Annotated in this window: 11 protein-coding genes; 4 read left to right on the top strand and 7 right to left on the bottom strand. The window is 65.5% G+C overall.

What is annotated here, in order from left to right; all coding sequences use genetic code 11:
• Positions 1 to 33: 33 nt before the first annotated feature.
• The 5 genes from accB to K289_RS0122885 all read right to left on the bottom strand — a co-directional run bounded on the left by accB (position 34) and on the right by K289_RS0122885 (position 4656).
• Entirely contained in the window at positions 34 to 528 is a 495-nt protein-coding gene (gene accB / locus K289_RS0122905; protein WP_027553674.1) for an acetyl-CoA carboxylase biotin carboxyl carrier protein, read from the bottom strand.
• A 35-nt stretch (positions 529 to 563) separates the two neighbouring features.
• Complete coding sequence (aroQ, locus tag K289_RS0122900; RefSeq protein WP_027553673.1) at positions 564 to 1031, bottom strand: type II 3-dehydroquinate dehydratase; 468 nt, start codon at positions 1029 to 1031, stop codon at positions 564 to 566.
• Between the two features lie 223 nt (positions 1032 to 1254).
• Complete coding sequence (locus tag K289_RS0122895; RefSeq protein WP_027553672.1) at positions 1255 to 2160, bottom strand: DUF1236 domain-containing protein; 906 nt, start codon at positions 2158 to 2160, stop codon at positions 1255 to 1257.
• Positions 2161 to 2380: 220 nt separating this feature from the next.
• Positions 2381 to 3151 carry a DsbA family protein gene (locus K289_RS0122890; protein WP_027553671.1) on the bottom strand — a complete coding sequence of 257 codons (771 nt, stop codon included), beginning with the start codon at positions 3149 to 3151 and terminating at the stop codon, positions 2381 to 2383.
• Between the two features lie 101 nt (positions 3152 to 3252).
• The gene (locus K289_RS0122885) at positions 3253 to 4656 is read right to left on the bottom strand and encodes a M48 family metalloprotease (RefSeq protein WP_027553670.1); all 1404 of its coding nucleotides are present in this window, start codon (positions 4654 to 4656) and stop codon (positions 3253 to 3255) included.
• A gap of 191 nt (positions 4657 to 4847) precedes the next feature.
• Here K289_RS0122885 and K289_RS0122880 point away from each other — a divergent pair, with 191 nt between their 5' ends.
• The 3 genes from K289_RS0122880 to K289_RS0122870 all read left to right on the top strand — a co-directional run bounded on the left by K289_RS0122880 (position 4848) and on the right by K289_RS0122870 (position 8100).
• A complete protein-coding gene (locus K289_RS0122880; RefSeq protein ID WP_027553669.1) occupies positions 4848 to 6035 on the top strand; it encodes a pyridoxal phosphate-dependent aminotransferase in 1188 nt (395 codons plus the stop codon).
• Positions 6036 to 6120: 85 nt separating this feature from the next.
• Positions 6121 to 6678 carry a biotin transporter BioY gene (locus K289_RS0122875; protein ID WP_027553668.1) on the top strand — a complete coding sequence of 186 codons (558 nt, stop codon included), beginning with the start codon at positions 6121 to 6123 and terminating at the stop codon, positions 6676 to 6678.
• Positions 6679 to 6765: 87 nt separating this feature from the next.
• Positions 6766 to 8100, top strand: coding sequence for a dicarboxylate/amino acid:cation symporter (locus K289_RS0122870; protein ID WP_027553667.1), 1335 nt, complete (start codon positions 6766 to 6768; stop codon positions 8098 to 8100).
• Positions 8101 to 8133: 33 nt separating this feature from the next.
• Here K289_RS0122870 and K289_RS53105 read toward each other — a convergent pair whose 3' ends face one another.
• Positions 8134 to 8358, bottom strand: coding sequence for a hypothetical protein (locus tag K289_RS53105; RefSeq protein ID WP_156918132.1), 225 nt, complete (start codon positions 8356 to 8358; stop codon positions 8134 to 8136).
• A gap of 24 nt (positions 8359 to 8382) precedes the next feature.
• Here K289_RS53105 and K289_RS0122860 point away from each other — a divergent pair, with 24 nt between their 5' ends.
• Positions 8383 to 10488, top strand: coding sequence for a tetratricopeptide repeat protein (locus K289_RS0122860; RefSeq protein ID WP_027553666.1), 2106 nt, complete (start codon positions 8383 to 8385; stop codon positions 10486 to 10488).
• 56 nt (positions 10489 to 10544) lie between these two features.
• Here K289_RS0122860 and K289_RS0122855 read toward each other — a convergent pair whose 3' ends face one another.
• A complete protein-coding gene (locus tag K289_RS0122855; protein ID WP_027553665.1) occupies positions 10545 to 11777 on the bottom strand; it encodes an FAD-binding oxidoreductase in 1233 nt (410 codons plus the stop codon).
• Between the last annotated feature and the right edge of the window lie 8 nt (positions 11778 to 11785).

The following is an 11785-nucleotide window of genomic DNA, read 5'->3' as shown; positions in this document are numbered from 1 at the left end:
GCAACCATTCGCCACGCGCCATTCGCCACTCGCTTATTCAATGATCACGAGCGGCTCGCCGTACTCGACCGGCTGGCCGTCCTCGACCAGGATCTGCGTCACGGTACCGGCGCGCGGTGAGGGGATCTGGTTCATCGTCTTCATCGCTTCGATGATCAGCAGCGTCTGGCCGACCGAAACCTTGGTGCCGACCTCGATGAAGGGTTTTGCGCCGGGCTCCGGCGCCCAATAGGCGGTGCCGACCATCGGCGAGGTGACGGCGCCCGGGTGCTTCGACATGTCGGGCGCACTGGCCGCAGGTGCGACGGCCGCGGCGGCGACCGGTACCGCGTGGGCGGCGGCTGCCACCGGCATCGGCATGGTTGCGGCGACGCTGATGTTGCGCGCGACGCGCAGGCGGAAGCCTGCACGCTCGATCTCGATCTCGGTGAGGCTGGTCTCATCGAGCAGCAGGGCGAGCTCGCGCACGAGCGCGGAATCGTCGCTGGAAAACTTTGCGGCTGCTTTGTCGTCCGGCTGGCGCGCCATGTTCTTTGATCCGAATGTTCTGTTGAAAGGGAGCGTCAGGCTTTGGGCTTGATGCCAAGCCTGGCGGCAAGGCCCTGGATGGCGAGGCGGTAGCCCTCGATGCCGAAGCCGCACAGCGAGGCGAAGGCCGCGCGCGCGGTGTAGGAATGGTGGCGGAAACTCTCGCGGGCGTGGATGTTGGTCACATGCACTTCCACGGTCGGGATCTGCACGGCGAGCAGCGCGTCGTGCAGCGCGATCGAGGTGTGCGAATAGCCGCCGGCATTGATGATGATGCCCTTCATCTTGCGGGCGTGCGCCTCGTGGATGAAGTCGATCAGCTCGCCTTCGCGGTTGGACTGGCGGCAGTCGGCCTTGAGGCCGAACTGGTTCGCCGTCTCCCGGCACAGTCTCTCGACGTCGGCCAGCGTCGCATGGCCATACTTCTCCGGCTCGCGCGTCCCCAACATGTTGAGGTTCGGCCCGTTGAGAACGAGGATCGTGTCGGTTGCTGGTTCGGCCATTCCTATCCCGGTGCTTCGGCGTGGCGGGGGTTATAGGTAACAAAGGGCGTTAGGGGAAGCCTTGAAGGACCTCCCGGAGGCCTTCAGGCACCTCATCCGGGTTGCAAAAACCTGTGCGGAAACTACGGAAATTGCTTGTTAACCAGTCTAAAGCATGGCTGCCGGCCGAACGCAAAGGGGCGGGCATTGCTGCCCGCCCCCGGATGGTTGCCGTGATCCGGCCTTAGGCGTTGAGGACCGCCACGATCTCATACGTGTCCGGATCGATGATCACGATCTCCTCGCGGACCAGGATGAACTTGTAGGTCCGCCATTCCGGATAGATCGTCACGACCCGGGACGGCAGTGCGTGCAGCTCGATGCCGGAGCGCGGAATGCGGGTACCGACTGAGACCGAGAAGTTCACGTTGCTCACCGGGGCGACGCGCTGCTCGTGGATCACCGAGGTGATCTGGGTGCGCTGCTCGGTCGAGAGCTTGGCGGCCGCGCCGGCCTGGCCGACCGTCGTGCTCGTGCTGCTCTGGCCCTGAGCGTTCTGGTTGGTGCTCGTGCCGGTGCCCTTCTGGTTCTCGGCGTTGTTGGTCGAGGTGCCGCTCTTGCTGTCCTCGGCCTTCATGTCCTTCTGGCCGGACTTGGACTGGCTCTCCGAGCTCATGCTCTTCGACTTGTCCTGCTGACCCTGCGCGCGTTCGTCAGTGCGCTGGCCCTTGGTCGCGCCAGCCTTCTCATCCGCCGACTGGTTCTTGTGCATCGTGCCGGACTTCTCTTCAGCCTTGCTCGCGCCGGACGATTTCTCTTCCGCGCCGGACTTCATGCTGCCGCCAGCCTGACCGACCGTACCCTTCTCATGGGCGCTGCCCTTCTCCTGGGCCTGACCGACGGTGCCCTTTTCGTGGGCGCTGCCCTTCTCCTGGGCCTGACCAACGGTGCCCTTCTCGTGGGTCGACTCACGGCCCATCGAGCCACTGCGCTCGGAGGCGCTGCCCGACGATTGCGAGTGCTGCATCGGCTGCTGCGCGCCGGCGCCAGCGCCGCCGCTCTCGCGGTTCATGGTGCCCTGTGCGTTCGCCAGTCCGGTGCCGGCGATCAACGCGAGCGCGGCAACCGAGATCATAAAGCGGTTAGACATTGAACTTCTCCTCACGTGTTCTTTCGCGTCATTGCCCGCGCCGACAACGAAAGGGGATTTGAGTTGTTCCGGAACTTCACTGGTTCCTCGGCATTTGTTTGTTGAATGCCAAATGAATGCGCGTGCCGGGATTGCGACACGATCGAGCCAGCAAGCGCGCAAAGAAAAAGGCCGGCTTTTCAGCCGGCCTCGCTTCATTCGGAATGGAACGAAGGTGCGATCAGCACGTCGCTTTGCCGCAGCGGGCGACGCCGATCTTCTCCTTCAGGCCGTCGAGGCCGATGGCGCCGACGACGATCTGCTTGCCGATCACGTAGCTCGGCGTGCCGTTCATGCCCATCGCTTCGGCGAGCTTGAAGTTCTCCTCGATGGTGGCGCGCACTTCGGGATTGGCCATGTCCTTCTCGATCTTGGCGACGTCGAGGCCGGCCTCCTTGGCCGCGGCGAGCGCGTGCGCCTTGTCGGCCTGGCCGCGACCGCCGAGCAGCTTCTGGTGGAAGTCGAGATACTTCTTGCCGGTGGGATCCTGCATGCGCACGGCGACCGCGACCTGCGCCGCTTCGACCGAACCCTGGCTCAACACCGGAAACTCCTTGAGCACGACCTTGAGTTTGGGATCGTTCTTCATCAGGTCGAGCATGTCGGTCATCGCGCGCTTGCAGTAGCCGCAATTGTAGTCGAAGAACTCGACGAAGGTGACGTCGCCGTCCTTGTTGCCGAGCACGACCTGGCGCGGCGAGTTGAAGATCGCGTCCGCGTTCTGCGCGATGCTGGCTTCGTGCTTCTGCGCCTCGGCGGCGGCCTGGCGCTTGCTGAGCTCGGTCATCGCTTCCTCAAGCACCTCGGGATGGGTGACGAGATAGTTCTTGATGATCGCCTCGATGTCGGTGCGCTGGGCATCCGAGAAGCTGTCGGCCGAAGCGGGCCCCGTCACGCCACAACCGATGGCGAGCGCAAACAGCGCGGGAACGAACAGGCGCAGCGAAGGCATAGGCAAATCCTCATTCAAAGCAGGTTTCGGAAAACGTCACGGCGGAGCTAAGCGTGTTGTCGTGACGTCGTGGTGTCAGGTCTCGGTGGCGTCGGGTTTGTTCAATTGTTTCGCGGCGGCTTCGACGCCACGATGTCGTCGGCTTTGACCCAGCCGGGCGTGCCGACGGCGAAACGGGTTTTCGCGCGCGTAGCAAGCTCGCGTGCGGTCTTGTTGTCGCCGCGCAAGTAGGCGGCCTGGGCCGACGCCAGATCGGCCTCGGCATAGTCTCCCTTCCGGCCATAGGCCATCGCGAGCTGGGTGTAGCCGAGCGGCGCCTCGGGTTCGCGCGCCACTGCGGCCCGCAAAATCCGAATGGCTTCGTCCGTGTAGGCCTTATTATCGGATCCGACCAGAGCCTGCCCAAGTAACATCTCGATGAGCGGTGAGTTGCTCGAAAGTTGCACCGCCTTGTGCAGGGCAGGGATGGCTTCGGCCGGCTTGCCGCTCTCGAGCAGCGCCTGGCCGCGGACCTCGTAGAAGTACGGGTTGTTGGGCTGGACCTGGATCAGCGCATCGATCTGGGCCAGCGCGCTGCGCAAGTCGCCGTGCAGATAGGTGCTGATGGCACGGGCGTAGCGCGCCGGCAGGCTGTCATTGGTCTGCGGATAGCGGCGATACACGGTCTCCGGCCGTTCCATGAACGCCGAGATCTTGGCACGCACCATGTCGTGGCGGAGCTGGAGTGCCGGATCGTCCTTCTTGTCCCAATAGGGGCTCGTGCGCGCGAACTCCTGCAGCCCGGCGACGCGCTCGGCGGGCATCGGATGCGATTGCAGATAGGGATCGGCGCCGCGCGCGGCGAACAGGCTCTCGCTGGTGAAGCGCTTGAAGGTCTCGTACATGCCCTTCGCCGACTGCTGGGTTGCGGTCAGGAACTTCACGCCGGCGCGGTCGGCGTTCTCTTCCTGCTGGCGCTGATAGGACAACAGCGAGCGGCGGATCATCTCCTGCGGCCCGGCCATCGCGGCGGCGCCGGCATTGGCGAGGCCGTTGTTGCCGCTGTTGGAGCCACGGCTGGCGCCCGCGGCGATCGCGCCGGCACCGAGCAGCATGGCGATGATCATCTGCGTCTGCGCGGTCGCCAGCTGTTCGCGCAGCTTGGCGAGATGGCCGCCGGCCAGATGCCCGGTCTCATGGGCGAGCACGCCGATCAGCTGGTTCGGCGTATCCGACTGCAGGATTGCGCCATAGTTGACGAAGATGCGGCGGCCATCGGCGACGAACGCGTTGAACGAGGCGTCGTTGATGATCACCATCTGGATGTTCTGCCTCTCCAGGCCCGCCGCGCGCAGGATCGGCCGCGTATATTCACGCAGCAGCTGCTCGGTCTCGGTGTCGCGCAGGACGGGAGGCCCCTTGGACTGGGCCCGTGCCGCCGAGAGCGGCGTCAGCACGAGGGCCGCGGCCGTGACAAGGGCGGTGAGGGCGGAGGCCTTCTTGCGCAAAGCGATCTGGAGCAACATCAAACGGTCTTGGTCAAACGGTTTTGGCAAGCGGTCTTGGAAAGCAGTTTCGCGACTGGTTTTGGTGATTGGCGGCGGACCGGATACGCGATATGCCCTTATGAGCCGTACAATGCGGCCAGTCTGGGGCGCAAGCGCCCTGTCTCCCGGACCATTATTGGGGCCGGCCGTCAGCGAAATAGCAGAAATCGATGCACGATGCGACATTGAGGAACCGGATGGCGCAATGGCTCGAGCCATCCCGCCGCAGCGATGTTCCCCCGTTCATGGTGATGGACGTGATGGCCGCGGCGGCCCAAATCGAGGCGGCCGGGGGCCATGTCATCCACATGGAGGTCGGCCAGCCCTCGGCCGGAGCGCCGAAGACCGCGATCGCGGCCGCCCATGCGGCGCTCGAAGCGGGGCGGATCGACTATACCTCCGCGCTCGGCATCCCCTCGCTGCGCGAGCGGATCGTGCGCCACTACCGCGACGTCTACGGCTGCTCGGTCAGCGCCGAGCGGGTGGTGGTGACCACGGGCTCGTCCGGCGGCTTCACCCTGGCCTTCCTGTCGATGTTCGAGCCCGGCGATCGCGTTGCCGTGACGGTGCCGGGCTATCCGCCGTATCGCCATATTCTCACGGCGCTCGGCTGCGAGCCGGTTCTGATCGAGACCACGAGCGAGACGCGTCACGCCTTGACTGGCGAGGCGCTGCTCGCCGCCCATCGCAAGGCCCCGCTGAAGGGCGTGCTGGTCGGCAGCCCCGCCAACCCGACGGGGACGATGATGTCGCGCGAGGCGCTCTCTGGCCTGATCGCGGCAGCAGAAGACGCCAATATCCGCTTCATCTCGGACGAGATCTATCACGGGCTCGACTACGCGTTTCCGGCGGTGACGGCGGCCGCGCTGTCGGAGCACGCACTCGTGATCAACTCGTTCTCGAAGTATTTTTGCATGACGGGCTGGCGCGTCGGCTGGATGGTCGTCCCGGAAATCCTGGCGCGGCCGATCGAACGGCTGCAGCAGAACCTGTCGATCTCGGTGCCGACGCTGTCCCAGATCGCGGCCGAGGCAGCCTTCGACGGAACGGCCGAGATGGACGTGATCAAGCACGGCTATGAGGAGAACCGCCGCATCCTGATCGAGGGGCTGCCCAAGGCCGGCCTGACCAGGTTCCTGCCCGCTGACGGCGCCTTTTACCTCTATGCCGATGTGTCGGACTTCACCTCCGACAGTTTCGACTTCGCCAAGCAGATGCTCGAACAGGCCCATGTCGCGGCGACGCCGGGCATCGATTTCGATCCCATCCACGGCCGTTCGTTCATCCGCTTTTCCTACGCGAGATCGGCGGACGAGATGCGGCAAGCAGTTGACCGGATCGCTCACTGGCTTAAATAGCCGCCACTTTTTCCACGAGCTTCCGGAGTTCAACTTGTCTGACAGATCGCCTGCCGTCGCGTCGCATTCTCCTCTCGCCGCCCTTGTGTGGCCGGTCCAAAGCGGCGAAGCCGCTGGCCCGCTGCGCGCCTTCGTGTTGATTGCGCTCGGCACCGCCTTGATGGCGCTGTCAGCGAAGGTCAGCCTGCCGCTGCCCTACGTGCCCATGACATTGCAGACGCTGGTCGTGCTGATGATCGGCGCGGCCTATGGCTGGCGTCTTGGCAGCGCAACCATGATCGCCTACCTCGCCGAAGGTGCGATCGGACTGCCGGTGTTCGCAGGTCCCGTTGGCGGGATCGCGCCGCTGGTCGGCCCTACGGCCGGATATCTGTTCGGCTTCGTCGCGGCTGCTTTCGTGACCGGCTATCTCGCCGAACGTGGCTGGGATCGCAGCGTCGTTCTGCTGTTTGCCGCGATGGCCGTCGGCCATATCGTCATACTAGTGGCCGGGTTCGGCTGGCTCGCGTTTGGCCTCGGTCTTGGCGCAGCGAAGGCCTGGCAGGTCGGCATCGTGCCGTTCATCGCGGCGTCACTGGTCAAGAATGCGCTGGGCGCCACCTTGATGCCAGCCGCGCGCCGGATCATCGACCGCCGCGGGTAAAAGCGCACGAATACCGAGCAGTTCCAATTGACAGGGCCGGCCAAGTTGATCTTGGCTGGCTCACGGTTTTTAGGGGGAGTGAGACAAATGACGACGACAACGATGGCGGGGGCGCCGGTCGCACCCACTGCCGCCAAGCCGTGGTACAAGGTCCTCTACATCCAGGTGCTGATCGCCATCGTGCTCGGTGCCATCGTCGGCTGGTTGTGGCCGACGGTCGCCACCAACGACTGGATCAAGGCGATGGGCGATGGCTTCATCAAGCTGATCAAGATGGTGATCGCGCCGATCATCTTCTGCACCGTCGTCTCGGGCATCGCGCACATCCAAGATGCCAAGAAGGTCGGCCGTATCGGCGTCAAGGCGCTGGTCTATTTCGAGGTGGTCTCGACCTTCGCACTCCTGATCGGCCTCATCATCGGCAATCTCGTCAAGCCGGGCGCGGGTTTCGGCAATGCCGCGGCCAACGCGCAGGCGGTCGCCAATTACGCCAAGCAGGCGGAGGGACAGAAGACCGTCGACTTCATCCTGCATATCATCCCCGACACCGTGGTCGGCGCCTTCGCGCAAGGCGAGATCCTGCAGGTGCTGCTGTTCTCGGTGCTGTTCGGTTTCGCCATCATGGGCCTCGGCGAGCGCGGCCACACCATCCGCGCGTTTATCGATGATGCCGCGCATGCCGTGTTCGGTGTCATCTCCATCGTGATGCGCGCGGCGCCGATCGGCGCGTTCGGCGCGATGGCCTACACCATCGGCAAGTTCGGCACCGGTGCCATCCTCAACCTGATCGGCCTGATCGCGACCTTCTACGTCACCGCGGCGTTGTTCGTGTTCATCGTGCTCGGGATCATCGCGCGCTTCGCCGGCTTCTCGATCTTCAAGTTCCTGGCCTACATCAAGGACGAGCTCCTGATCGTGCTCGGCACGTCCTCGTCGGAAAGCGCGCTGCCATCCTTGATGGAAAAGCTCGAGCGGCTCGGCTGCTCCAAGTCGGTTGTCGGCCTCGTGGTGCCCACGGGCTATTCGTTCAACCTCGACGGCACCAACATCTACATGACGCTGGCGACCCTGTTCATCGCGCAGGCGCTCGGCTTCGATCTCACCTTGGGCCAGCAGATGACCATCCTGGTCGTGGCCATGCTGACGTCGAAGGGCGCCTCCGGCATCACCGGTGCGGGCTTCATCACGCTCGCCGCGACGCTGGCCGTGGTCGATCCGCGCCTGGTGCCGGGCATGGCGATCGTGCTCGGCATCGACAAGTTCATGAGCGAATGCCGCGCGCTGACCAATCTCTGTGGCAACGGCGTTGCCTGCGTGATCGTCGCCTGGTGGGAGGGCGAGCTCGATCGCGACAAGCTCAACGCGCGGCTGAGCCAGCAGATCGATCCGACGGACATGGAAACCGCCGTCACGACGGACTGATCTGCAAGCCGAACCTGACGGCGCGTCTCGCCGTCAGATATTGAAATAGCAGGGCTGGTCGATATCCTCGATCAGCCCTTTTTCTTTCGCTGCCCAGCCGAGCAGGGCGAATATTCCGCCTTTGCCGTCGATGGCCGGTCCGATCTTGGCATGGTCGTCCACAATCCGGCGCCCCCCGAGGAGGCGGCGCGCATCAAGGCGGTGCTGGCCGAGCGCACCAAGTGACGGAATTGGCCGCCTCGCGCGTTTAACCTGCATCTCAGACTTCACGAAGGGGCGGGCGTGAGCAAGACAGCGATCGATCGGATAGTATTGCAGGCGGCGGAGCATTTTGCCGCCGGTCGGCCCGATCAGGCCGATGCGCTCTGCGCGGAGGCGCTGAAAGCGCAGCCGGATCATCTGCCGGCGCTGCACCTGTCCGCCGTGCTCGCCTTCGTCACCGATCGTGCGGCCGCCGGCGTCGCGCTGCTCAACCGCTTGTTCGACATCGAGCCCGATCATGCGCCGGCGCTCGTCACCCTCGGCGATGCGCTTGCGGTCAAGGGCGAGCGCGAAGGGGCGGTGGCGGCGTTCCGGCGCGCGCTGCTCAGGCTGCCGCGCGATGCCGGCCTCCACAACAAGCTCGGCGTGGCGCTCGGCGAGCTCTCGCGCTTCGATGAGGCCGAGGCAGCCTACCGTCGCGCGATCGCGCTCGATCAGCATCTGACGCGGGCCTGCTTCAATCTCGCCGTGGTGCTGGCGGAGCAGGGGCGGCCGGCGGACGCAGAGGACGCCTATCGCGCCGTCATCGCGCGCGAGCCGGACTATCCGGGCGCCTGGCTCAATCTCGGCAATGTGCTTGCGGACCAGTCGCGGCATGCCGACGCCGCAGCCGCTTATCGTTGCGCCCTCGAGGCCGATCCCGACGATTCAGGGCTGCTCTGCAACCTCGGCGCCGTGCTCTATCGGCAGGGGCTGCTCGATGAGGCGATCGTCCAGTATCGCCGTGTGATGCAGCTTGCGCCGGACGATCTTCCGGTGCTGCGCCTGCTCGGCCTCGTCCTGCATGAGGCCGGCCATCTGCCCGACGCTGCGGAGGCCTATCAGCAAATTTGCGCGTGCGATCCGGCCGATCATGTGATCGCGAGCAATCTCGGCGCCTGCCTGTGCGAGCTCGGTGCGCTCGACGACGCCATCGCGGCCTGCGAGCGCGCGCTGGCGCTGAAGCCCGACCACGCGTCGGCCTGGACCAATCTCGGCATCATCTTCGAGAAGCAGGATCGCGTCGTAGACGCGGTCGCCGCGCACCGGCGCGCGGTCGCTGCCGATCCCAGCCATGCCAAGGGCCACGCCAATCTCGCGGTCGCCTTGCGCAATGCCGGCGAGATCGACGAGGCGCTCGCGGTCTCGCATCGGGCGATCGCGCTCGATCCCGGGCAGCCGCTCGCGCAGTACAATCATGCGCATTTCCTGCTGTTGAACGGCGAGTTCGCTGATGGCTTCGAGGCCTATCAGTGGCGGCGCAAATGCAAGACGCTGTCGGACGGCGATCCGACCTTCAGCGAGCCGGAATGGCGGGGAGAGCCGCTTCATGGCCGCACGCTGCTGCTGTTCGCCGAATACGGGCTCGGCGACGCCCTGCATTTCGTGCGCTATCTACCGATGGTGGCGGCAAAGGGCGGATCGATCATCCTTCAGGTGCAGCCCGCGCTGGCGTCGCTGCTGCGGACGCTGCCCGGCGTGACGGTCATCCCGCGCGGCGAGCCGTTGCCGCCGTTCGACGTGCAATTGCCGCTGATGAGCCTGCCGCGCGTGTTCGGCACCACACTCGATACCATTCCCGCCGATATTCCCTATCTCTATCCGGATCCCGCCAAACTGGCGCGCTGGCAGGCTGCGCTCGGTGACGCGGCCGCGCTGAAGGTCGGTGTGGTCTGGGCCGGCAATGCCAGGCACAAGGGGGACCGGCAGCGTTCGCTGTCAGCCGAAGCCGTGCTGCCGCGCCTCATCATGCCGGGCGTGCAGCTCTACAGTCTGCAAAAAGAGCCGCGGCCGGAAGATGGTCCGGTGCTCACGGCGCTCGGCAGCGAGGTCATCGATCTCGCACCCGCGCTCGGCGATTTCTCCGATACGGCGGCCGCGGTTGCGGCGCTGGATCTCGTCATCGCCGTCGATACGTCGGTGGCGCATCTTGCCGGCGCGCTCGGCAGGCCGGTGTGGGTGCTGCTCCCTTACGCGCTCGACTGGCGCTGGCTGCGCGATCGCGAGGACAGTCCGTGGTACCCGACCATGCGGCTGTTCCGCCAGCGCCGGCCGTGCGAATGGGACGATCCTCTGATGCGGATGGCGGCCGCGCTCGCGGTCCTCGCAGCGAAACGCGCTAGCCAAAGCGCGACGAGATCGGGATGAATCGTCGTCGCGCTTTAATTTTCGGAAAACCGCTGCACACTTTTCCGGATCATGCTCTAGAAACGCTCGGGCCGGTACGGCGCCGGATCGATCGATGGCGTTTCGCCGCTCATCATCTCCGCGAGCAGTCGTCCGGTCGCGGGTCCGAGTGTAAAGCCCTGGTGGCCGTGGCCAAAATTCATCCAGAGGCCGCGGTGGCGTGGCGCGGGGCCGAGCACCGGCAGCATGTCCGGCGTGCAGGGGCGCGTGCCGAACCAGGGCTCGGGCTCGACGCGGCCGCCGAGATCGAGCAGTTCTCGCGCGGAAGCTTCGGCACTCGCAAGCTGGATGGGCGTTGCCGGCGCGTCCGGCCCGGTCAGCTCCGCGCCGGTCGTGATGCGGATGCCCTTGGCCATCGGCCCCATCGCGTAGCCTCGTGCCGTATCGACCAGCGGCAGATCGAGCGAGCTGCCGCCGCTATAGTGCATGTGGTAGCCGCGCTTGCGCACCAGTGGAATGCGGTAGCCGAATTTGTACAGGAGATCGGGTGACCACGGCCCAAGCGTCACCACGACGGCGGCAGCATCGATGCGTCCCGCGTCGGTGTCGACCGACCAGCCCGTCGCGGTCTGCTGCAAGGTGTTTGCGTCGCCGCGCAATAGCGTGCCGCCGTGCCGCTCGAACAGCGCCGCATAGGCCGCGACGAGCGCGCCGGGATCGGACACGGTCCATGGCTCGAGCCAATGGATGGCGCCGGGAAGATCATCGCGGATCAGCGGCTCGGCCTTGGCAAGCTCGCTGCCCGAGAGGACGCGGAACTTCACGCCGAAATCGCGCTGGTTTTCCTCTGCCGTCTTGATCGCGAGTTCGAACGCGACGGGGTCGCGATGCAGGAGGCGATAGCCGGCGCGACGGATGAGATTGTCGGCGTGGGCCTCGCGGATCAGGATGTCGTGCTCCGGTGTTGCATAGGCGATCAGGCGCGCCCAGGCCTCGATCGCCTCGCGATGCCGCTTCGGCGCCGAATGCCACCAGTAGCGGAGCAGGGGCTCGACGTGGCGGTGGAGAGACGTAAGGCTGTAGCGCACGTCATTGGTGCGGCCGGTCGCGATCTTCAGCAGCGTCGAAAAGTCGCGCGGCATCGGATAGGGCCGGACGGCTTCCGCCTGGATCATCCCGGCATTGCCGTAGCTGGTCTCGCGGCCAGGCTCCCTGCGGTCGACGAGGGTCACGGTCCAGCCGCGTTTCCGCAGATGCAGCGCGGCGCCTACGCCGACCATGCCGCCGCCGAGAACGATAGCGCTTTGCATGGGCAGAA

It is taken from the genome of Bradyrhizobium sp. Cp5.3 (assembly GCF_000426265.1).
GTDB lineage: Bacteria > Pseudomonadota > Alphaproteobacteria > Rhizobiales > Xanthobacteraceae > Bradyrhizobium > Bradyrhizobium neotropicale.
Note: the sequence above shows the minus strand (reverse complement) of the source record. Positions and strands in the feature narration are given on the sequence as shown.